General features: G+C 37.3%; 21 protein-coding genes and 1 tRNA gene. 10 read left to right on the top strand and 12 right to left on the bottom strand.

Annotation, left to right across the window (positions count from 1 at the left end):
• Nucleotides 1-91: 91 nt before the first annotated feature.
• From WJM97_RS14295 to psbB, 4 genes are all read right to left on the bottom strand, one after another.
• Nucleotides 92-844 carry an HAD family hydrolase gene (locus WJM97_RS14295; RefSeq protein WP_353929467.1) on the bottom strand — a complete coding sequence of 251 codons (753 nt, stop codon included), beginning with the start codon at nt 842-844 and terminating at the stop codon, nt 92-94.
• A 102-nt stretch (nt 845-946) separates the two neighbouring features.
• Nucleotides 947-2068 carry a 30S ribosomal protein S1 gene (locus tag WJM97_RS14300; RefSeq protein ID WP_353929468.1) on the bottom strand — a complete coding sequence of 374 codons (1122 nt, stop codon included), beginning with the start codon at nt 2066-2068 and terminating at the stop codon, nt 947-949.
• A 436-nt stretch (nt 2069-2504) separates the two neighbouring features.
• Nucleotides 2505-2612, bottom strand: coding sequence for a photosystem II reaction center protein T (locus tag WJM97_RS14305; protein WP_353929469.1), 108 nt, complete (start codon nt 2610-2612; stop codon nt 2505-2507).
• A gap of 102 nt (nt 2613-2714) precedes the next feature.
• Complete coding sequence (psbB, locus tag WJM97_RS14310; RefSeq protein ID WP_353929470.1) at nt 2715-4244, bottom strand: photosystem II chlorophyll-binding protein CP47; 1530 nt, start codon at nt 4242-4244, stop codon at nt 2715-2717.
• Nucleotides 4245-4717: 473 nt separating this feature from the next.
• On the opposite strand from psbB, the gene WJM97_RS14315 reads away from it, so the two are divergent.
• Both WJM97_RS14315 and WJM97_RS14320 read left to right on the top strand, forming a co-directional pair.
• On the top strand, nt 4718-6355 hold the full coding sequence (locus WJM97_RS14315; RefSeq protein WP_353929471.1) for an ABC transporter substrate-binding protein: 1638 nt from the start codon (nt 4718-4720) through the stop codon (nt 6353-6355).
• 93 nt (nt 6356-6448) lie between these two features.
• Nucleotides 6449-7474 (top strand): ABC transporter permease, encoded by a 1026-nt coding sequence (locus WJM97_RS14320; RefSeq protein WP_353929472.1) that lies wholly within the window; start codon nt 6449-6451, stop codon nt 7472-7474.
• A gap of 171 nt (nt 7475-7645) precedes the next feature.
• Here WJM97_RS14320 and WJM97_RS14325 read toward each other — a convergent pair whose 3' ends face one another.
• The 3 genes from WJM97_RS14325 to WJM97_RS14335 form a co-directional block, all read right to left on the bottom strand.
• Nucleotides 7646-8761, bottom strand: a complete 1116-nt coding sequence (locus WJM97_RS14325) for an ABC transporter permease (RefSeq protein WP_353929473.1) — start codon at nt 8759-8761, stop codon at nt 7646-7648.
• A 216-nt stretch (nt 8762-8977) separates the two neighbouring features.
• Nucleotides 8978-9853 (bottom strand): Npun_R2479 family HD domain-containing metalloprotein, encoded by an 876-nt coding sequence (locus WJM97_RS14330; protein WP_353929474.1) that lies wholly within the window; start codon nt 9851-9853, stop codon nt 8978-8980.
• Nucleotides 9854-10252: 399 nt separating this feature from the next.
• Nucleotides 10253-10325 (bottom strand) — tRNA-His (locus WJM97_RS14335).
• 133 nt (nt 10326-10458) lie between these two features.
• On the opposite strand from WJM97_RS14335, the gene WJM97_RS14340 reads away from it, so the two are divergent.
• Nucleotides 10459-10839 (top strand): DUF4359 domain-containing protein, encoded by a 381-nt coding sequence (locus WJM97_RS14340; protein WP_353929475.1) that lies wholly within the window; start codon nt 10459-10461, stop codon nt 10837-10839.
• A gap of 143 nt (nt 10840-10982) precedes the next feature.
• A complete protein-coding gene (locus WJM97_RS14345; RefSeq protein ID WP_353929476.1) occupies nt 10983-12533 on the top strand; it encodes a serine/threonine-protein kinase in 1551 nt (516 codons plus the stop codon).
• Between the two features lie 114 nt (nt 12534-12647).
• Here WJM97_RS14345 and WJM97_RS14350 read toward each other — a convergent pair whose 3' ends face one another.
• The 4 genes from WJM97_RS14350 to WJM97_RS14365 all read right to left on the bottom strand — a co-directional run bounded on the left by WJM97_RS14350 (nt 12648) and on the right by WJM97_RS14365 (nt 14809).
• Nucleotides 12648-13298, bottom strand: a complete 651-nt coding sequence (locus WJM97_RS14350; RefSeq protein WP_353929477.1) for a transposase — start codon at nt 13296-13298, stop codon at nt 12648-12650.
• A gap of 219 nt (nt 13299-13517) precedes the next feature.
• Nucleotides 13518-13796, bottom strand: a complete 279-nt coding sequence (locus WJM97_RS14355) for a hypothetical protein (RefSeq protein ID WP_353929478.1) — start codon at nt 13794-13796, stop codon at nt 13518-13520.
• The gene (locus WJM97_RS14360; RefSeq protein WP_353929479.1) at nt 13787-14356 is read right to left on the bottom strand and encodes an IS607 family transposase; all 570 of its coding nucleotides are present in this window, start codon (nt 14354-14356) and stop codon (nt 13787-13789) included. Before WJM97_RS14360 ends, WJM97_RS14355 begins: the two co-directional genes overlap by 10 nt.
• 264 nt (nt 14357-14620) lie before the next feature.
• Complete coding sequence (locus WJM97_RS14365; RefSeq protein WP_353929480.1) at nt 14621-14809, bottom strand: hypothetical protein; 189 nt, start codon at nt 14807-14809, stop codon at nt 14621-14623.
• Nucleotides 14810-14855: 46 nt separating this feature from the next.
• On the opposite strand from WJM97_RS14365, the gene WJM97_RS14370 reads away from it, so the two are divergent.
• Both WJM97_RS14370 and cobA read left to right on the top strand, forming a co-directional pair.
• Nucleotides 14856-15587: a sirohydrochlorin chelatase gene (locus tag WJM97_RS14370; RefSeq protein WP_353929481.1), complete on the top strand. Its 732-nt coding sequence runs from the start codon at nt 14856-14858 to the stop codon at nt 15585-15587.
• Nucleotides 15580-16326, top strand: a complete 747-nt coding sequence (cobA, locus tag WJM97_RS14375; RefSeq protein WP_353929482.1) for a uroporphyrinogen-III C-methyltransferase — start codon at nt 15580-15582, stop codon at nt 16324-16326. The genes WJM97_RS14370 and cobA overlap by 8 nt, the downstream gene beginning before the upstream one ends.
• A gap of 26 nt (nt 16327-16352) precedes the next feature.
• Here the strand turns inward: cobA and WJM97_RS14380 are convergent, their stop codons facing one another.
• Entirely contained in the window at nt 16353-17423 is a 1071-nt protein-coding gene (locus WJM97_RS14380; RefSeq protein ID WP_353929483.1) for a response regulator, read from the bottom strand.
• Nucleotides 17424-18841: 1418 nt separating this feature from the next.
• Between WJM97_RS14380 and WJM97_RS14385 the strand changes: the two genes are divergently transcribed.
• The 4 genes from WJM97_RS14385 to WJM97_RS14400 all read left to right on the top strand — a co-directional run bounded on the left by WJM97_RS14385 (nt 18842) and on the right by WJM97_RS14400 (nt 21687).
• Complete coding sequence (locus WJM97_RS14385) at nt 18842-19762, top strand: RluA family pseudouridine synthase (RefSeq protein ID WP_353929484.1); 921 nt, start codon at nt 18842-18844, stop codon at nt 19760-19762.
• A gap of 634 nt (nt 19763-20396) precedes the next feature.
• Complete coding sequence (locus WJM97_RS14390; protein ID WP_353929485.1) at nt 20397-20918, top strand: phycocyanin subunit beta; 522 nt, start codon at nt 20397-20399, stop codon at nt 20916-20918.
• An 87-nt stretch (nt 20919-21005) separates the two neighbouring features.
• Complete coding sequence (gene cpcA, locus WJM97_RS14395; protein ID WP_353929486.1) at nt 21006-21494, top strand: phycocyanin subunit alpha; 489 nt, start codon at nt 21006-21008, stop codon at nt 21492-21494.
• A 28-nt stretch (nt 21495-21522) separates the two neighbouring features.
• Complete coding sequence (locus WJM97_RS14400) at nt 21523-21687, top strand: hypothetical protein (protein ID WP_353929487.1); 165 nt, start codon at nt 21523-21525, stop codon at nt 21685-21687.
• Nucleotides 21688-21764 lie beyond the last annotated feature (77 nt).

Raw genomic sequence — 21764 nt, forward strand, 5'->3', positions numbered from 1 at the left:
ATATAATTAATCTCATCAATGCTAAGGTTAATCAAAGAAGTCGGGGATCTAAATTTTATGATTACTTTGCCAATAATGTTTTGAGATTAATTCAGAAAGCCCTATATAAAGATGCGTCTACAATTTGAATTTCACTAAGTTGATTAATGACCACATCTGCACCTTGAACATGATCTAAATTATCATTCCAGGTAATTCCTATTGTACCAGCCGCTTTAGCATTACGCGCCATTTGCATATCACCAATAGAATCACCTACCATCAAAGTAGCTCCTGCTTGTACTCCTAATGCTTGACAAGCTTGAAAGAACAAAATAGCATCTGGTTTACTTGGACCTTCATCAACTCCCATTTCTAATTGTAGGTAGTCTCTTAAATGATGAGTCATCACAAATTGCTGTACATCTCTAGTTGTTGCGGCTGAGAGGATACCTAGTTTTAATCCTGCTGATGATAGTGTTCTGAAAACATCTAAGACTCCAGGAAAAAGAGGTGAAAGACTACTGCTTAGATATTGATCCGCTTCTGCTAAGGCTTGACGAGCAATTGTTAATGATTCAAACCAGTTTCTACCTGTTTCGGCGATGTATGCAGCAGCAGCGACTTCTGTTTCTTTACGACTAGCTACAGACATCAATCCGGCTGGATCTAATTTGTCACCGTTAATACCATAGGCCATTAATAAAGGTTCGCCAATACCGGGTATTTGTGCATCTATGATTCTAGCTGCTTTTTGTCCTAGCGATCGCAAGTAAGTTTCTGAGTCTTCTAACGTACCATTTTTGTCAAATAAAATTGCCTGAATATCTGAAAAGCTGATATCTTTACATTTGATAGTTACCATCTTCATTAGTTCTTATAAGTAGTTTAATTAGTACAAAAAAAGAGGGATAAACCCTCTTCAACTTTATACCTTAATTTGCAAGTAAATACAGGTAATTATGTATTACTCTTCAACAGTTACAGGAACTTCTGTTTCTGTTGTTTCTGTTGCTTCTACAGTTTCAGCCACTACTGGAGCTTCTGCTTCTGTTGCTTCTACAATTTCAGCCACTGCTGGAGCTTCTGCTGCTACTGGAACTTCTGTTTCTGCTGTTTCTGCTGTTTCCACAGTTTCAGTTCCCTCAACAACTTCAGTTTCTTCTGCTGGAGCAACAGTTAGACCTTGCTGTTTAGCTAACATTTGTTCCCTATACTTAGCCGCCATTTCTTCAGCCTTATCATAGACTAAATCACGGTTCTTAATCATGTCACCGGGTTCGGGTTCTAGCTGCTTGGTAGACAGAGATATTCTTCCTCTTTCTGCATCCAAGTCAATGATCATTACTTTCACTTCATCATTGACATTAAATACGCTATGTGGTGTATCAATATGCTCGTGGGAAATTTCAGAAATATGAAGTAGTCCACTTACACCGCCAATATCAATAAATGCACCGTATGGTTTGATACCGCGAACAGTCCCTATGACGACTTCCCCTACTTCTAAGCGGTTCATCTTCCGCTCAACCAAAGCCCGACGATGGGATAGAACTAAGCGGTTGCGCTCTTCATCTACTTCTAGGAATTTTAAAGGTAATTCTTCCCCTACTAATTCTTCTTTGGGTTTGCGGGTACTAATGTGAGAACCAGGGATAAAACCTCTGAGTCCTTCAATTCTTACCAATGCACCGCCACGATTAGTAGCAAACACACCAGAACGTACGGTAGCATCTTCTGCCTGTAATTGCCGTACCCTTTCCCAAGCCCTCATGTATTCTATACGACGAATGGACAGAGTTAACTGACCATCTTCGTTTTCATCAGTGAGGATGAAAAATTCCCGTGTTTCGTTTGATTGTAAGACTTCTTCCGGGGCATCCACCCGGTTAATAGACATTTCCTGTATAGGTATGTATGCTGCTGTTTTCGCACCAATGTCAATCAGAGCGCCGCGCGGCTCTATACTAAACACTGTACCTGGTACAATATCACCAGGGCTGAAGTGATAATCGTACTTATCAAGTAGAGCAGCGAAATCTTCGTGAGTAAATCCAATTTCTGTAGCGGTTAAATTCTGATTGACCATGCTGATTTTTCCTGGTTCGATTCTCCGTCAAGTTTTTATCACAGTTAATGATGTATAGGCGAGGGCTTTTTATAGAAGTCTACACTTACATCCTTGTCTATCCTAGCTCAGAAGTGCTAGGTTCACATATATCAACTTCCAGATAGGATATTATATCACATATCAAAAAGTTATTCACTATTTTTTGGGTTGTTACACCAAATTATATTTAACCCAGCTAGGGAGAAATTGCATGAATAAAAGCTGATGCAATAACTATCTTAGAATCCCAAATTATAAATCTAACATATTTCGCCTTTAAATTTAAAATGGTATATCTTCTGTAGTTCAGCAGTATTTCTGGCAAAAACCTCACCAATGGTATCCGTTGCTACTATATTTAGCGGCAACGGATGAAAGGCTAAATTATCTGAAAATACGGGTAATGACACCCTAATTAGTCTTTATCTTTTCTCTCAAAACGAGGGGGTTCGCGAAAGGCGATCGCAAAAAAGAGAACACCTATTGCTAAGGTCAAGATCAAGATGTATGCAACGCTTTCCATATCAGGATTCCCTGCTTATACAGCTAGTAATTTTAGTTGATCAAACAAGTAAGAAAGAAAGTATGAAGTAATAAAACTTCATACCTTATACTTCATTCTGGATTAGGCTTCCTTCCGAACACGAGTGGACTTGTCACCAACTTTTTGGAACAGCCCCCACTCTACTTGCTCTTCTAGGTCAGCTTCTACGCCGGCAAATACGTCACGGTAGATTGTCCGTGAACCGTGCCAGATGTGACCGAAGAAGAATAGTAACGCAAATACAGCGTGACCGAAGGTAAACCAACCTCTGGGAGATGTACGGAATACACCATCAGAGTTTAAGGTTTCTCTATCAAAGTCAAAGATTTCGCCACCTTGAGCCTTACGAGCATATTTCTTCACATCAGCGGGATCTGTAAAGGTTTGACCATCCAAATCACCACCGTAGAAGCTAACAGTTACACCTGTTTGCTCAATGCTGAATTTTGATTCTGCCCGACGGAATGGAATGTCAGCGCGGACTACTCCATCTGCATCGGTCAAGACGACAGGGAAGGTTTCAAAGAAGTTAGGCAGACGACGTACTGTTAACTCACGTCCTTCTGCATCGGTAAATACTGCATGACCTTGCCAAGATTGGGCAATACCATCACCTTTAACCATTGGACCTGTACGGAATAAACCACCTTTAGCGGGGCTATTACCTACGTAGTCATAGAAGGCCAATTTTTCAGGTATTTGTGACCAAGCTTCAGATAGGCTTGCACCTTGAGCAACGCTAGTTTGTACACGGCGCTCAATTTCTTGATGGAAGTAGCCTTGATCCCACTGATAGCGGGTAGGTCCAAACAATTCAATGGGGGTAGTAGCGTTACCGTACCACATAGTACCAGCAACTACGAATGCTGCAAAGAATACAGCCGCAATACTGCTGGAAAGTACGGTTTCGATGTTACCCATCCGTAGGGCTTTGTAGAGCCTTTCGGGAGGACGAACTGTTAAGTGGAATAAACCAGCAATAATACCAACTACACCAGCAGCAATGTGGTGAGCTACAACGCCACCGGGGTTAAAGGGGTTAAACCCGGCTGGTCCCCATTCTGGTGCTACTGCTTGGATGCTACCGGTAACACCATAGGCATCGGAAACCCACATCCCAGGTCCAAACAGACCGGTTAAGTGGAAGGCTCCGAAACCGAAACAAAGTAAACCAGATAAGAACAGGTGGATGCCAAACATTTTTGGCAAATCTAAGGCAGGTTCGCCTGTACGGGGATCTCTGAAGAGTTCTAAATCCCAGAATACCCAGTGCCAAACGGCAGCTAGGAATAATAAACCAGAAAGAACGATGTGAGCAGCAGCAACACCTTCAAATGACCAGAAGCCGGGGTCTACTGCTGTGCCACCGGTTACGCTCCAACCACCCCAGGATTCAGTTACGCCTAAACGTGACATAAAGGGAAGTACAAACATCCCTTGTCTCCACATGGGGTTGAGAATTGGATCACTTGAATCGTAAGTAGCCAGTTCATAGAGTGCCATTGAACCAGCCCAGCCAGCAACTAGGGCTGTGTGCATTAAGTGTACAGAAATCAGTCGGCCTGGATCGTTCAGGACAACTGTATGTACTCGATACCAGGGTAGTCCCATTGACTACAATCCTCCTAGATGAGTTAGTTTTGTTTACTAAGCAATTTTCTTACTGAGGATCTGAGGGGGATAAGCCGCCACTCAGAAAACTCTCCGAGTTTTTGTTATTGCTAGTCTTGAGTTTTACCACAGATTAGCCTGTGTTTTAGCAATGCTTTGCCGCTGTCATCGCTTAATTTCCTAGAGTTTGTCACTTTTGGAAGGTAGCTATTGAGGCGGCTATGGGATTGCTGAACAAAAATGAGAATATTTTAAAAAGTGTAACTATTCCTGGAACGCTTTGCAAGCATCTCCTGAAATGTATTTACCTGGCTTGTGGCTTAAATATCGCTGCTAATCTTAGGTATTTTACAGTTAACTGCGGCTCAAGTATTACAAAAGTGAAGTGCTATGTTTTGTAAAGATAGTCCTATTATATATAATTAACCGATTACATATCCTAAAATAATTAACTGCTGATTTTTAAAAAATTAATGGTAATAAACTGGTTTTCTGTTTCTATAAGACGGTGGAATAAAGTAACAAAATTTCTATCTTTGTTCTGTTTATGTTTATTGCTGGCTGTCAGCTGTACCCCTAGTCAACAAACGACTACTCCAATTGCTGGTGATGGCAGAATTACTTTGGGGACGACAGCAAAACCAAGAACCCTTGATCCGGCTGATGCCTATGAATTAGGATCTTTGGGTTTAGTATTTAACATGAGCGATCGCTTGTACACCTATGAACCAGGTAGCACAGAAATTAAACCCCAACTAGCCACAGCATTGCCCAAAGTTAGCGAAGATGGTTTAACATATACTATTCCCTTGCGGGAAGGAGTTGTTTTCCATGATGGTACACCTTTTAACGCTAAAGCAATGGAATTTAGTATTCAGCGTTTTATCGAAAATAAAGGTAAACCATCTTTTTTATTGTCTGATACTGTAGATTCTGTGCAAGCTACTGGGGATTACGAATTAACAATTAAACTAAAAAAACCCTTTGCGGCTTTCCCCTCACTGTTAGCATTTTCTGGAGTCTGTCCTGTTTCTCCTCAAGCTTATGAAATTGGGGCTGGGAAATTTCAACCTAATACTTTTATAGGCACTGGTCCATATAAATTAGCCCAGTATGGAACAGATTCTTTAAGATTGGATGTGTTTGATCAATATTGGGGAGAAAAACCAGCAAATAAAGGTGTTAATATCCAAATTCAAACTAGCCCAGTTAATTTATTTAATGCTTTTCAAACTGGTGCGGTAGATGTGGCTTATTTGTCTTTACAACCAGATCAAATTAAAAGCTTAGAAGCAGGTGCAAAAAAAGGAGACTGGCAAGCTATCACTGCTCAAGGTAGTGTAGTTAGCTATATGGTTTTAAATCGTAATCAACAACCTTTAGATAAACCAGAAGTAAGACAGGCGATCGCATCATTAATAGACCGTCCACTCTTAAATGAAAGAGTTTTATTTAATCAAGCTGATCCACTTTACAGCATGATTCCTACCACATTTAATGTTTCCCAACCATTATTTAAAGATAAATATGGTGATGGTAAATTTGAAGAAGCGAAAAAATTATTAACAACCGCAGGTTTTTCTCAAGTAAATCCTGCCAAAATTCAAGTTTGGTATCCCGCAAGTTCACCCACCCGCAGTTTAGCAGCACAGACTTTAAAATCCTTAGCTGATACTCAAATGGATGGCATCTTACAACTAGAAGTAAAAACCGTCGAAGGGGCAACTTTCTTTAAAGAAATTTCTAAAGGACTATACCCCATAGCTTTACTAGATTGGTATCCAGACTTTTTAGATCCAGATAATTATGTACAGCCATTTTTAGCCTGTGAAAAAGGTTCAGAAGCAAAAGGTTGTGAAACTGGAGGAAGTCAAACCCAAGGCTCTTTTTATTACAGTGAAACAATGAATCAACTCATTGATCAGCAACGCAAAGAACAAAACCCAGAAGCGAGGAAGAAAATATTTTCTGACATTCAAAATCAAGTTTTAACCGATGTTCCTTACATTCCCCTCTGGCAAAACAAAGATTATGTATTTGCTCAAAAAAATGTAAGTGATGTCAAATTAGATCCCACTCAAAATCTGATTTACAAAAACATTAAAAAGTAGTTATTAGTTATTAGTCATTGGTCATTGGTCATTAGTTATATTGATCCTGACTTCTGACTTCTGATTCCCCACTCCTTGAACTCTTTCTAAAATATGTCTCGTTCCAAAGCCTTACAATATTACATAGTTTCTCGGTTGCTATTTGCACCATTGCAACTATTAACAATTATCACCATTGTTTTTCTGTTATTAAGAGCTACCCCAGGAGATCCAGCAGATGCAATTCTGGGTGGACGAGCGCCAGAAAGTGCTAAAGAAGAATTAAGAAAACAACTGGGTTTAGATTTACCAATCTGGTTACAATACCTCAATTATTTAGGAAATATTCTCCGTTTTGATTTGGGAACTTCCTTAACCAGTCGTGGTCAAAATGTCTGGGAAATTATTAGTCAACATTTCCCCGCTACCGCAGAATTAGCAGTTTCTAGTATGCTAATTGCGTTAATCGTAGGGATTTTCGTTGGTACAATTTCCGCATCTCGTCCGGGAACTTCCTTTGATGTTGGTGGACGTTTATTTGGAATTATTACCTACGCACTACCTATGTTTTGGGTGGGAATGTTATTACAATTAATCTTCTCTGTCCAACTGCGTTGGTTTCCTAATTCTAATCGTTTTCCCCCTAATCTTCCTGCACCTGAAACTATTACTGGTTTATATACATTAGATAGTTTGTTAGGTGGTAATTTGAGTCAATTTTTTACAGCTTTACATCATTTAGCTTTACCTAGTTTAACTTTAGGAATTTTACTCAGTGGCATTTTTGAACGTATTGTTAGGGTAAATTTAAAACAAACTTTAAAAGCTGATTATGTAGAAGCGGCTAGAGCGCGAGGAATATCTGAAAATAAGATTTTGATATCTCATGCTTTAAAGAATGCCTTGATACCTGTAATTACGGTCTTAGGTTTAACATTTGCTTCTTTATTGGGAGGAGCAATTTTAACAGAAGTAACATTTTCTTGGCCTGGTTTAGCAAATCGTTTATATCAAGCTATTTCTGATCGAGATTATCCGACTGTACAGGGAGTGTTGGTGTTTTTTGGTGCAATTGTTGTGACTGCGAGTATTTTGATTGATATTCTCAATGCTTATGTAGATCCGCGAATTAGGTATTGAAAACACTTAAATAAGTAGTCGTGCAAAATAAATTTCATATTTAGGGAAGGTGACAGGTGACAGTTGACAGACAAGAGATACAGAGATTTCTATTGTTTTCCCAAATGTGCAATTAATTTTGCCCAGGTACTTAAATACTAATTTACAATACTTAAATAGTATCTGAGTTGACTACCTCTGCAAACTCCGAGGATCAAGTGCATCCCTCAACCCATCACCAAGGACATTAAAGGATAAAACTGTCAAAATAATCAAAATTGCAGGGGGCAAAATTAACCAAGGTTGTAATACTAAAATCGAAGCATTACTAGCTAAAGAAAGCATATTTCCCCAAGAAGGATCGGGTTGTTGAATCCCTAAACCAATCAAACTTAATACTGCTTCTGCACCAATAAAACTGGGAATTGTTAAGGTTGCTGAAATCACCACATAGGTAGCAGTTTGGGGTAAAACATGACGGATAATAATATAAATTGGTTTCCCACCCATTGCTAATGATGCTTGGACAAATTCTCTTTCTTTAATTGATAAAACTTGTCCACGAATTACCCTAGCTAAACCCGCCCAACTAATTACAGAAGTAATTAAAACAATAAACAAAAACCTCTGTGTACTTGTTAATTGGGGGCTTAAAATTCCTGACAATGCTGCTAATAAATAAATACCTGGAAAGGTCATCAAAACTTCGGCAAGACGCATGATTACACTATCAATGACACCGCCAAAATAACCAGAAATACCGCCTATTAATAACGCCAGAGGATAGGTAATAATAATCCCAAAGATACCAATAAATAAACTAATCCTTCCACCATAAAGCAGGCGACTAAATTGATCTCTTCCTTGTTCGTCAGTACCTAAAATGTTAAATTTAGCTTCTCCTTTAGCTCCAAATAAATGTAAATTGAGAGGAATACCGGAAATGATAGTAATTTCTTCCCATTTTGGAGGTAAGGGTAAACTCAGTTTAAATAACTGATATTCAGAATCAAAAACAAATAAGCCTAGAGGAGAAGGTTTTTGATAATCTATAATTAATTTTCTTTCCCCTGTTTCTATGTCTGTATCTCCTTGAATAGTAGGATAAATATGAGGGCCTATAAACTTACCCTCTTGGGAAATCCAATGAATACGAGTTGGTGGTAGCAAAGAACCGTTAGGTTGTGAATCATAAGGGTTATAAGGTGCAATAAAATCAGCCCCAATTACTGCTAAATAAAAAACTAATAAAATAATTGCCCCAAATTTGGCTAAGGAATTTTTTTTGAGTCTTTGCCACCAATTCATAATTTTTACTTTGCTCTCTAAAAATGATTAAAATATACTTCTCTTGTCATGAAAATCACATGATTTTATATAATCTGCTAGTTAGATGATAGATGATAAATTAAAGATCCTAAAGTTAGTAATCATCTATCATCTATTACTAACTAGGTTTGGGTTTTATATGGCTAATGCCACCTTATCACAAGCCCTAACTAGCAAAGTCATCAATGCAGTTGTTTAACTGTTTAACTGTTCTGCTAAATAATGTAATTCCTCATTTTCTTTTTCATGCTCAATTACGAAAACATTAGAGTAAAGATTAGCTAGAACCTGTTTTCCTTGCTGGGTTAAAGCTAAATAACGTAATCCTTCTTTGATATATGGATAGACACCATTCCAGTAAAATTTGGCGTAGTTCTTCCGCAAATCGCCTGGATTTTGATAGCCTAAAACTTTATTAACTCCTGTTTCTTCAAATTCGTAAAATAAGCTGGTTATTTTCTTCAAATAACGGGGATCACTCAATTGCCCAATTAAATCAGCAGCACGAACTAAACCTGCAAAGTGAGTAGTATCTTGATGATCATCAGCACTGGGAACTGGAAAGCGTGTTAGTTCAATATTATTTTTAATTGCTTCCGCATTTATTAACGGATGTCCACCAAATCTTTCATCAATAAATAGTTTTGCCCTATCCACATGATAGGGTGTGAGACTAGCATCAGAAGCACCAGAAGGTAGAGAAACCATATTACCATTTTGACCTGTAGAATATAGGCTTTCGGCTTCTTTGTCGTCTCGACAGACTCCTTTGACATAGCCAATATCGTGACACAATAAGGAGATAATTACGTGTAACCAGTCTTCGCTGGAAACTCCCCCTTCTCGGATATGTCTACCTCGTAAAATTTCTTGTCCCACTAGGGTAACAAGTACGGAGTGTTCAACGTTGTGATATAAAGCATCACTGTTGGCAATGTTTTCTAAGGCCATGTTACCAGCCCAGGCTATGATGTCTTGATAATCTGTTTTTAACCCGCCATAAGTACGCTGATAACCTGTTCGTAGTTGGTTTACAAAAGCGTCAATGATGATTTCTGTGGTATTGAACATAGAGGATAGTTAGGGTATATATTTTTTATAATCGTGTTTACTGGTGGTAATTTCGGTCAATTTAAGTTCTTTGTACTGTAGTTCAATTCATCGGTAAAGAAGCATATTTCCAGAATTTGTTGCTTAACACCGTTGTTGGATTCAGTTTACATTATCCTTCTCAGTTTTTCTAAGCAAATCCAAAAGTTATGAACTTTCACTTTTACTTTTAATTAATTATTTTTAGGTGATTCTTATCATGCAGAAAGTAGTCGTTTCAAATACCAACAACCACCTTTAGGTAACAAAACATAAAAATTACCTGCTTAAATATTTTTTGTAAGTTGCACACAAAGTCATTAATAAACAGGTAACTAATACCTTGTCTTGTTGATGATTTGAATATATATAATAACTCAGGGCGAACGATGGGACTCGAACCCACGAATGGTGGTACCACAAACCACTGCCTTAACCTCTTGGCTACGCTCGCCATCCATTGCTTGCACTAATATAGCATGACACTGGAAAAAAGATCAAGATTTTTTTGCCAGAATTTGACATATTTTCTTTGTAGTCTTGTGTAGTCTTGAAAATGTAGAAACTTGAACATAATCTAAACTATTATGAAAGCCTGGACTATAATTGCCTCTGTGGGAGTAGCTGGATTTGCTGTTTTAGGACTAGCGATGGCAAACACTAACCCTGAAAAGGCTGAATACGAAGAATATGCAGTAGAAAAATTAACTACTTACTTAAAAAGTGACTTTTGTCAAAAAACACCTAACTTCCTGCAAAATCTGATACAATTAAATTGTAATAAGTTGATTGATTCTGTCAACCCACAAATCAGAGAAATTATTACTGCAACTACCAAAAGACAAGATTATCTAGTTTTTAGTGTTTATACCACTGATTTAAAGATTGATAATTTAATACCAGGTTATACATTTGAAACGGTAGGAGCATTTGATCAGTTTTATACTTATAAAGCAGAAAAGCAATAGCTTGAGTTAGTTTTCATTTGTCAATGGGAAAATTCAATAGATAGAAGTGGTTTAATTTTTACCAATAATTATTTAATGGTACAAGCTCCTAGATTGATCTGTTGAATCAATTCAAAATCTAAAATCCAAAATTGTCATGACTGATGACTTGTTGTACTTTTTGCTTATACTCTCACAATTTAGATGATTCCCGCTTCTGTATTAAATGTGGTAAGTCACTGCTGCTCAAAGAACGATATCGTCCTATCCATCCTCTTGGTAGTGGGGGGTTTGGTAGAACTTTTTTAGCTGTAGATGAACACATACCTTCTCAGCCAAGGTGTGTTATTAAACAACTTTACTTTCTAAATGCAAATACAGCCACATTAGCAAAAGCTATTGAATTATTTAATCAAGAAGCAGTGCGTTTGAATGAGTTACAGCATCCTCAAATTCCCCAATTAATGGCACATTTTGAACAGGAAAATCAACTGTATTTAGTGCAAGAATTAATTGTTGGTAAAACCTTAGCACAGGAGTTACAAGCGGAAGGTTTGTTTAGGGAAGTGCATATTTGGCAACTTCTCCAAAATTTATTACCAGTGCTGCAATTTATCCATTCTCAACAAGTAGTTCATCGGGATATCAAGCCAGCCAATATTATGCGAAGATATCCACCAATAACAGGTAATAAATCTGAAGCACAACTACCAATTAGTAATGGAGAATTGTCACATCAAGGTTCTACTATGACTGTGAGTGAATTAGAATCTTTAAATTCTTCAGGAAAAACTAAATCCAGCCTCTCAATTAGTAAGATTAAACCAATAAATTTTATAGCTGAATCTAGAAAGGGTGAATTAGTATTAATTGATTTTGGTGTTGCTAAACAAATCACAGCTACAGCTTTAGCTCATACAGGGACAACGGTAGGAAGCGCAGAATATATAGCTCCCGAACAAATGCGGGGTAAGGCTTTACCAGCTAGTGATCTTTATAGTTTGGGTGTAACTTGTATTTATTTATTAACTGGAATTTCTCCCTTTGAGTTATTTGATATTACCAGCGATCGCTGGATCTGGCAAGATTATTTAACTACTGAAAATTCTGTTTCTGAGCAGTTGTCTACAATTCTTGATAAACTGCTGCAAAATTCCCTTTCTCAACGTTATCAATCGGCAACAGAAGTGTTAGCTGCCATTCACACAAAAGTCCAACCAGTTAAACAAAATATTAATATTCATGTTAATGATCAAAATACTCTATATTCAGCTACAGGAGTTGATTACACTAAGTTAGAAAAGTTTCTGCGCCATAAACAATGGCAAAAAGCCGATGCGGAAACTTGGCTGGTAATGCGTCAAGCTTTATCTAAACCTAGCAGTAAATATCTATTTAATAGCGATTTAGAAAAATTTCCCAGTGAAGACTTACAAATTATTGATTATTTGTGGACAAAACATAGCGAAGGGCATTTTGGGTTTAGTGTACAAATACAAATTTACGAAAGTTGTGGCAGAGATTATGGTAAATTTTGCGATATTGTGGGCTGGGATATCACAAAGTCTAGTTCTTCTGGGCAAAATATCTTTTTTAACTGGACAATGAACCAATCATATCCCAAGGGGAATTTACCTTCCCATGCTTGGGTCGGTGGTACTAAACCTTGGGAACATCTAAGCTCTTTAATTGTTGCTTTTTTAAAAATACAGTGATATTAGATGCACTAACTTTATAGTTGTAAAAAATATAGACAAATATATTTTACTTTGAAAGTTTTACCAATACTTTAGGAAACTACAATCCCCTGTATCCCATCTGCAAAAGCATTAGGGATTGCAATTCTTTAGAATATTTAATGATCCATTTACATCTGCATTAATTAAAATACCTTCAGCAGATTTATATAGACCACGTTTAATTCTATTACCGCTAAAAGAATATTTTTCCCCTTTTTTATATTTGGGGAGTACATCTTGATCTAAAAAACTAGATTTAGATGTATAACTTTCTTCGGTGATAATTACAGATATTCCTGCTAATTCTGCTTTATAAGTCAACTGTCCAATAAATCTGGTATGTGGTATTTGAGTAAAATTTTGGTTATTTTGAGAACCTATATTCAGTTCTTGTTTCCAACCTTCATTTTTGCCAATTACCAAAGTACCTATATTTAATTTAACCAACTTATTGATTAAATATCTGCTGGCTTTATGCAAGTAGTCATCAACCTTAAAATTGCGTTTTGTGCAGAGATTTTGTAATCTTTTTGATGTCTTATTTTTGATAATAGCCTGTAGTTCAGCTTTCTTTTTGTTAAAGAAATGATTAATGGATTTTAACGGTCTGCCATTTATCAAGAAAGGTATTAAACCTGCTTGATTGAAAGTTACAGTAGCCAAATTATTTAATCCTAAATCAATACTGGCAATTCTCTTATTGTCTACCTGTTTTGGTTTTTCTTCTTGATGATAAATCACCTCAATTACATAATGATTAAGTTTGGGAATAACCCTAACTTGTGCTATTTATTTAGTCTGAGTAGGAAAAACTATTTCAGTTTGGCTAAGTTTAATAAATCCTTTTGATAGAAATGGTTTAGACAAAGTCTGTATGGTATAAACTAAAAGGTTTCTCCCATTTTCCTTATGTTTGTATTTAGGTAATTTTGGTCTACCCAAAAACTTAGATGGGTTTTCTTAATAAGCCTTTTGTGCTTGAAAAAATGCTTTCCAGTTCTTATCTAAAATCATTAATATTTGCTGACTTACTTTCGCTGGCAGATTTTTATAATCAAACTGACTTTGTAATAGTTTTTGGCTCTGATTATAATTGAGAATTTTACCAGTTTTAAAGAAAGATTGCCTAATTAAGTAGTTGGCAGCATTATAGAGATTTTTAGAAAGAAAGCAAAGCCTATCAATTTCTTGGTAATGTTTATGAGTGTTTTTGATGATGTGTTTTTCAACTAGTCGCATTCATCCTCCTGAAGACATTTTACAATGCACTCAGTTTTCCGAGTCCGTCTTCTAATTGAGTAAAGTCTTGCACAAAAAGAAGTAATAATGGAAACAAAATCGTGCATTAAATCATCTGTTCTTTCTGTTGCTAAGTTAACAACTTCAATATCTCTACCAAGTTGATTAAGTAAAACTTTAAGGTAATTAAATCCTACTCTTGATAGTCGGTCTTTGTGTTCACATATAATCAGTGAGTAATCATCTTGGTTTAATAGATGAATTAACTTACGTCTGTTATCATTAACACCACTACCAACTTCTTTTACTATTCTGACAACCGTATATCCTTTGGCGCAACAATAAGATTCTAGTCTCTGAACCTGAGTGTCCAGGTTAGATTTATTTTCACTACTACTGACTCTGGCATAGATAACTACTCCTTTGTTGATTGGTTTATCGAAGTTGACTATGACTGTACCTGTTGTTAATTGTGTAGCGTTGAGTTCACCACGTTTCCACATTCTCCAGGCTGTTTTATAACTAACTCCTAGTGACTTAGCGTAATCTGATAGTTTCATGGAGAGTCTTTCTCGACCTTCACAATTATTTTAAGACATTTGTCTACGTTTGGCAATGCCTGTCTATAAAATGGGAGAAATTTACCAATACATGAGGTACATGAGGGTGGTTAGAGGTTTCCACCCTAATAAACATTAAATTAATTCAGAAGTCAGGAGTCAGAATGTTGGATAAATCAGTAAATAATCAACCAGTAATTTTTGGCTTAAACCTGAAAAATCTGACTGCTGACTGCTGTTAGCTGAATGCTTACAACTTATATCTTATATATCAACGTTGATATTTTCGATCTGTTTAGCAGCTTTATCCCACAATTTAGCATTTTCTTCGTCATGCCAATGAGTTCTGAGATTTTCTGCTTTTTTGTGGCAAATTCTTTCTAACAATTCTAAAATTGCTCCTAGTGTTAGTTTATCTACTAACTCTTCTAAAGCATTCATGAATTCTTTCATAAAAATACCATCACTTTTATTTTTTAGTTAATTACATTTTTTGCCCATGTCATCTGCCTATCTTTTAGTATCTCACGGAAGTCGTGATCCACGTCCAGATGTTGCTATGCAGCAATTAGCAAAATTGATCAGTGAGAAGTTACCAAGGGGTAAAAATTTAGTTGGTATAGCTACTCTGGAGTTAAATACCCAACCTTTACACCAGCAAATTCAAGATTTTGCACAAACAGCTTTAACTTTTGGCTGTCAATTTCTAAAAATTATACCTTTGTTTCTACTGCCAGGCGTTCATGTCATGTCGGATATTCCCGCAGAGGTAGAAATAGCACAAAAAGCATTGGTTGGAAGCATCAAGCTGGATCTAAAACCATACTTAGGTAGTCATGGGAAGATAGAAAAGCTGCTGACTAAAATTATGGCTACTATCAAAGCAGAAAGGGTAATTTTGTTAGCTCACGGTAGTGGCCGTTCTGGTTCACAAAAACCTATTGAAACTATAGCTGAGAATTTGGGTGTTATGGCAGCTTATTGGTTTGTTTCTCCCAGCTTAGAAGTCAGGGTGAAAGAATTGTTAGTGGCTGGTTCTCGGCAGATTACAATTTTGCCATATTTTTTATTCCCTGGAGGGATAACCGATGCGATCGCCGAATCTGTAGAAAAGTTACAATTACAATTTCCAGAAGTAAAGTTACAATTAGCCTCACCTCTGGGAGTCAGCGCAGAACTTGCGGATGTAATTTGGGATTTAGCAACAGAAGGGGAACAAATTGTTGGGTAAGGTTTATTTAATCGGTGCTGGGCCTGGTGATCCCGGACTGATGACTCTTAAAGGTAAGGGTTTATTAGAATGTGCAGATGTCGTGATTTATGATGCCTTAGTCAGTCCACCCATTTTGGCAATGATCAATCCCCAAGCGGAGAAAATCAACGCTGGTAAGCGGATGGGGAGACATTCACTTTTACAGGAAGAAACTACCCAATTGCTAATTGAAAAAGCTCAAGATTATCCTGTGGTAGTGCGTTTAAAAGGAGGTGATCCTTTTATTTTTGGCCGTGGTGGTGAAGAAATGGCGGAATTACTGACAGCGGGAATTTTTGTAGAAGTTGTGCCTGGGATCACAGCCGGGATTGCGGCGGCGGCTTATGCTGGAATTCCTTTAACTCACCGTCTGTATAGTTCATCGGTGACGTTTGTAACGGGTCACGAAGCGGCGGGAAAGTATCGGCCTTCTGTTAACTGGCAAGCGATCGCCCAAGGTTCAGAAACTATAGTGATTTATATGGGTATCCACAATCTACCTTACATCGTGGAACAGTTAATTTTAGCTGGATTGAGTTTGGAGACTCCCATAGGTTTGGTACGATGGGGAACTCGACCAGAACAAGAAGAATTAATTGGAGAGTTAGGAACAATTGTGCAGCAAGTTGAAGAGACGGAATTTAGTGCGCCAGCGATCGCAGTCATTGGAGCAGTAGTTAAGATGCACAGTATCCTTTCTAGTTATCGTCCGTTATAGTCTAAATTTAAAAAGTTAGTAACTGTTTAAACCATGTTCTGAAAAATTACTTTCAGTAAATCACCTTGATTTAAAGGCTTAGTCAAGCAACAGGAAGCACCAACTAGCTTGGCTTTAGCTCTATCAATTAAGCTGGCTTTTTCTGTCACCATAATCACAGGTGTATTTTTAAACTGTGCCTGTTTACGTAATAATGAACAAACTTCATATCCATCTAAATTGGGCATCGTTACATCCAGAAAAATCATATCTGGTTTAATATGTAAGATTTCCATCAGAGCTTTTAAGGAATCTGTTGCCCCAAATACAGAGAATATTTGTTCATCTAAAAAGCCTCTAATCGTATTTAAAACTAGATGACTATCATCTACACAGAAAATAGTGTAATTTTTTTTATCTTTAGGTTTTGAGTAAAAACGTTGATATCTGCCCGTGTTGGGTAGTTTATTGCCAATAGGGGGTAATTGCACTTCAATTTTGGGGCGTTTCTTTGTCTCATCAAATTTTGGTTCTTCAAAGCTTGGCTCATTATATCTGGAATGATTGTATTGCCAAAACTGCTCAGGGGAAATTCGTACACCCGCTTCACACTTTTCCACTAATAAGCGCAAGTTCAAATGACAAAACTTAGGTAGATCATCTAAGAAACTTTCAGGAATAAATTCATAACTCCCTTCTTCTATTTTCAGAAATGAGTCGAGAAACTCTAAAGATAACTGCTCAATCAACATTGCCGCTTGTAAAGCACTGAGGTATTTTTCATTAACTAACCAGCAAATAGCCAGATAATCTGGATTGGGGATAGTTTGATTTTCCACACCTCTTTCAAAAATGCTTTGCAACTGCTGATTAATTTCTCTAGGAAGAGCAGAATTATGTTGGCCTAACCGCTGTAAGTTCCTATATAGCGGCTCAAACATCTTCTCTGAGTAGCAAGCATAAATTAGCTTTCCTTCCTGTACATAAATTGACCAAGCCCCTGAAGTGCTAAATACTTGTAGACAACCAGTTACAGATTTACTGGTGATTTTTTTCAAGAGGGACAGAGGTTGTAGCTTTTGGAAAAATCTGTATCTACTAATAGGAAGCGTTTTCATTAGCACGGCTCTAAATACAAATTAAAATTTGACACTGCAATTTGTGAACTACCCGTAAGCAATTCACACCGGTCTTTTTGGGCATAATGCCAGATCAAGATAACGGTTTATATTGCTGAGAGTATAGCAAGTCTCTTCTCTCAACACACAATACCCAACACCCCACACCCCACTCACCCCTCACCCACCCAAAACGGTGGAGATTATGCAGTGAGTAATAGGTTATCAGTGATAGGTAAAACAGTTGAAAGTCTTTTGTCTCTTGGGTTTGTCATGAGTTGAACTCTTAGTTGTTCTCACCCCTAACATGGTAGAAAGTAGCAGTTTAAACTTGAAATTTGTAGTTAATATTTTCTGCCAATTTGGCAAGTGACAAACTTTCAACTCTTGACTTTCACAAAGATTGATAAAAGCAGTTGTTAAGTGTTTAGCTATCTGCTTTCAGTTCAATGTCTCACAGCAGTTTGTGCCATCAGGTTATCTATTGCCTCACGGCTTTATGGCTTTCATTCCTACAACACGACAGCTAAAAACTAGAGTTGGAAGCTGACAATTTTAACTAAAATATCCAGTATTTATTACTACTGAATACTTAATGATTGACAACTGGTAGATGCTAAATAATTACTTACTTCTTTCACGTTACTATATATTTACCAGGGAAATAAAAAACTATTTTAAATATATTTTAAAAACTTCAAGTTAATTTTAGTAATAGTAGTGAAAATAACTGCCATTATCTCTGGCTTTAAATAAGTACCAAAGCAATTCTTATAAATGCTATAAATAATATTTTATCTTTAATTTTTTATACTGTAAATATAGTTACTAGCAAGACATTTTTACTAATTAAGTTTACTTTGCGTAAATCTATAATATGATAGATGTTTAATTCCTAAATATATATTTAGGTTAAGCAATACTCAGTCTAAAATCCCTAAATACCTAAAGCTCTAAAATATTTAGATGTTTTTAGTTATCATTTGAGTATTACTATAGTGATTAATGCAGCATATTGCAGGTAAATGAGGTGCAAATTATTTTAATTATGAATTTTTACACCAAAAGGGTTTTACTGCCGAAATACCAGGTCTGTGAGCATTCGCTGATAGCTATTGGTGTAACCTGCCACTAAGTATAAGCTGTTTGATAATGCTTAATTCAATTTTTTTCACCTTTACTGATGAATGATCGGGATAATTTAATTTTTGGGAAAAGTAAGAGAACATAATTAATTAACAATGATATGGGTATTTTCTATAAATACTGAAATTGTTAAAATTTATAGGAGTATCTTAGTGAACAAAGTGAATGTGATATTTTTGTAAGCTCAACACTATTGATAGCAAGGATTTTACTCTCACTTTTTGTCTATTACCTGGTGAACATGACGATTTTTTATACTTACTTACCAAACTGTGACTGCCATTAATCTTTTAGTTCAAGAAAAAACTGAACGTCTGGATCGCTATCTGTCTGCGGAAATACCTGATTTATCTCGTTCTCGTGTTCAACAGTTAATTGAACAAGGTCATGTTTTACTGAATGATCAAATTTGCACATCAAAAAAAATAAATCTGAAAGTTGGCGATCGCATTAGTCTGGAAATTCCTGCTGTCCAACCGTTGGAGTTGGTAGCACAAGATATTCCTCTAGATATTCTCTACGAGGATGAGCAATTACTTATTCTCAATAAACCTGCTGGTTTGGTAGTTCACCCAGCACCTGGTCACGCAGATGGAACTTTAGTTAATGCTTTGTTGGCACATTGCCCTAATTTACCGGGAATTGGTGGTGTACAACGCCCTGGTATTGTTCACAGACTAGATAAAGATACCACTGGTGCGATCGCCATTGCGAAAACAGATATTGCATATCAGCATTTGCAAGCACAACTACAAGCAAAGACAGCCCGCAGAGAATATTTAGGGGTAGTTTATGGCGCGCCAAAAACTGAAAGTGGAACAGTAAATTTACCTATTGGTCGTCATCCCCAAGACCGCAAAAAAATGGCCATAGTTCCTGTAGAAGCAGGAGGGAGAATAGCTGTAACCCATTGGCAAGTGAAAGAAAGACTTGGGAATTACACTTTGATTCATTTTCAACTAGAAACAGGACGCACCCATCAAATTCGTGTCCATAGTGCCAAAATTGGTCACCCCATTGTTGGTGATCCCGTTTATGGTTCTGGTCGTTCTGTCGGGGTGAATTTGCCCGGTCAAGCATTACACGCATGGCAACTCAAGCTGCAACATCCCATTTCCGGTAATTGGGTGGAAGTAACCGCACCCCCACCCCAGGCGTTGACAAAGTTATTAGAAGTCCTTAGGCGTAGATAGTCAATATGGTGTTGCTAAGAAAAAACGGCGTAGTTTCTCGTCAAACTTTTGACTTCTAAATTTCGAATTTAGACCTAAAAAATCCCCCCTGGGAGGTTAATTGAAGAATTTCCGCAAATATTTATAAATGTAAAATTTACATTACTTAATGAAAACCCAGTCATCTAACTATGTCCGCAAAATAACTGTAACTTAGTGTTGGTATATTTTTGCCAGATTATTAAATGAATATAAAACCTGGAAAATATTTGTTTTTTCGAGCCTTATATAAAGTTATGTAACAAAAATTAGGAATATTTAGGGCGCATAGTTCTTATATGTAAGGGATTTGAGGCTTTTCTTATTGCTGTAACTTATTTCTTCATAATTTGTAACAAACAAAGTATCTATAGCGGTGTATAAACATAATCGGAAGGGGTTAAAAAATAGAGCAAAGTTAAATGAGATAGCTAATCAGAAAAGCTTAGTGAGTCTCTCATAAAGTTAACTTCGCTTCTCATAATTTCCACCTCCAGAAAGATGACAGACTAAATCAAGAACTATTGAGCTTTTAGTTTGTTGTCCAGTCCAAATTGATAAAACGAAAGTTTTAATCAGCACATCTCTCAACTAAGTAATTAGGAGATTAGAGTCCATGACATTAGATGTATTTTCCAAAGTTGTTTCCCAAGCTGACGCTAGAGGCGAATTCTTAAGCACCGAACAACTAGATGCTTTAACCGCAGTTGTTAAAGAAGGTAACAAGCGTTTAGACACAGTTAACCGCATCACAAGCAACGCTTCTGCGATTGTTACTAACGCTGCTCGTGCTTTGTTTGAAGAACAGCCCCAATTGATTGCTCCTGGTGGTAACGCTTACACCAACCGTCGTATGGCTGCTTGTCTACGCGACATGGAAATCATCTTACGCTATGTTACCTATGCTGCAATAGCTGGTGACGCTAGTGTTCTCGATGACCGTTGCTTAAATGGCTTACGTGAAACCTACCAAGCTTTGGGTACTCCTGGTGCTTCCGTAGCTGTTGGTGTTGGCAAAATGAAAGAAGCTGCTATCAATATCGTTAACGATCCTAACGGTATCACTAAAGGTGATTGCAGTTCTTTAGTTGCTGAATTGGCTGGCTACTTTGATCGTGCAGCAGCAGCTGTTGCTTAATCAATAAGTACAAACGTACAAACAGTCCAGAGCTAAACATCTAGCTCTTCCAACAACATAAGAAACCAATCTAGGAGAATTTAAACCATGAAAACCCCAATTACCGAAGCTATCGCAGCTGCTGATACCCAAGGACGTTTTTTGAGCAACACCGAATTACAAGCTGTTAACGGTCGTTTTGATCGTGCAGTTGCCAGCATGGAAGCTGCTCGTGGTTTGACAGCTAACGCTCAAAAACTAATTGATGGTGCTACCCAAGCTGTATACACCAAATTCCCTTACACCACCTCTACCCCTGGTAATCAGTTTGCTGCTGATGCTCGTGGTAAGTCCAAGTGCGCTCGTGACGTTGGTCACTACCTACGCATCGTTACTTACAGCTTAGTTGCTGGTGGTACAGGTCCTTTGGATGAGTTCTTGATTGCTGGTTTGGCAGAAATCAACAGCGCATTTGATTTGTCTCCTAGCTGGTATGTAGAAGCTTTGAAATATATCAAAGCTAACCATGGTTTGGGCGGTCAAGCTGCTAATGAAGCTAACACCTATCTTGACTACGCAATCAACGCTCTTAGCTAGATAGCTTCTTGCCCGGAGAGGGGTACAAATGCTGGATGAAATTATCCCTTCGGGGTTAATCAGTTGTTCGTGGGGAATTAAAACTCCCGATGCTGGACTGAATCACCTAGCAGTTGGATCTCGCTCCGGGCATAGTTTTATGTCTGTTAGGTCACAGATGACAGGTGATAGTAAAGAAGACGGGAGTGATTAACTCTGACTAGTGAATTTCTCTTGACTTTATGTCTAAACTCCCTGATCCGTTACTATAAGTGACAAAAAATCAACTTG

Source organism: Okeanomitos corallinicola TIOX110, assembly GCF_038050375.1.
GTDB classification, from domain to species: Bacteria; Cyanobacteriota; Cyanobacteriia; order Cyanobacteriales; family Nostocaceae; genus Okeanomitos; species Okeanomitos corallinicola.

Excerpts from the sequence above, each read along its gene's own strand:
- WJM97_RS14295 (WP_353929467.1), bottom strand. The coding sequence starts at position 844 with ATGGTAACTATCAAATGTAAAGATATCAGCTTTTCAGATATTCAGGCA.
- WJM97_RS14300 (WP_353929468.1), bottom strand. The coding sequence starts at position 2,068 with ATGGTCAATCAGAATTTAACCGCTACAGAAATTGGATTTACTCACGAA.
- WJM97_RS14305 (WP_353929469.1), bottom strand. The coding sequence starts at position 2,612 with ATGGAAAGCGTTGCATACATCTTGATCTTGACCTTAGCAATAGGTGTT.
- psbB (WP_353929470.1), bottom strand. The coding sequence starts at position 4,244 with ATGGGACTACCCTGGTATCGAGTACATACAGTTGTCCTGAACGATCCA.
- WJM97_RS14315 (WP_353929471.1), top strand. The coding sequence starts at position 4,718 with ATGGTAATAAACTGGTTTTCTGTTTCTATAAGACGGTGGAATAAAGTA.
- WJM97_RS14320 (WP_353929472.1), top strand. The coding sequence starts at position 6,449 with ATGTCTCGTTCCAAAGCCTTACAATATTACATAGTTTCTCGGTTGCTA.
- WJM97_RS14325 (WP_353929473.1), bottom strand. The coding sequence starts at position 8,761 with ATGAATTGGTGGCAAAGACTCAAAAAAAATTCCTTAGCCAAATTTGGG.
- WJM97_RS14330 (WP_353929474.1), bottom strand. The coding sequence starts at position 9,853 with ATGTTCAATACCACAGAAATCATCATTGACGCTTTTGTAAACCAACTA.
- WJM97_RS14340 (WP_353929475.1), top strand. The coding sequence starts at position 10,459 with ATGAAAGCCTGGACTATAATTGCCTCTGTGGGAGTAGCTGGATTTGCT.
- WJM97_RS14345 (WP_353929476.1), top strand. The coding sequence starts at position 10,983 with ATGACTTGTTGTACTTTTTGCTTATACTCTCACAATTTAGATGATTCC.
- WJM97_RS14355 (WP_353929478.1), bottom strand. The coding sequence starts at position 13,796 with ATGCGACTAGTTGAAAAACACATCATCAAAAACACTCATAAACATTAC.
- WJM97_RS14360 (WP_353929479.1), bottom strand. The coding sequence starts at position 14,356 with ATGAAACTATCAGATTACGCTAAGTCACTAGGAGTTAGTTATAAAACA.
- WJM97_RS14365 (WP_353929480.1), bottom strand. The coding sequence starts at position 14,809 with ATGAAAGAATTCATGAATGCTTTAGAAGAGTTAGTAGATAAACTAACA.
- WJM97_RS14370 (WP_353929481.1), top strand. The coding sequence starts at position 14,856 with ATGTCATCTGCCTATCTTTTAGTATCTCACGGAAGTCGTGATCCACGT.
- WJM97_RS14380 (WP_353929483.1), bottom strand. The coding sequence starts at position 17,423 with ATGAAAACGCTTCCTATTAGTAGATACAGATTTTTCCAAAAGCTACAA.
- WJM97_RS14390 (WP_353929485.1), top strand. The coding sequence starts at position 20,397 with ATGACATTAGATGTATTTTCCAAAGTTGTTTCCCAAGCTGACGCTAGA.
- cpcA (WP_353929486.1), top strand. The coding sequence starts at position 21,006 with ATGAAAACCCCAATTACCGAAGCTATCGCAGCTGCTGATACCCAAGGA.
- WJM97_RS14400 (WP_353929487.1), top strand. The coding sequence starts at position 21,523 with ATGCTGGATGAAATTATCCCTTCGGGGTTAATCAGTTGTTCGTGGGGA.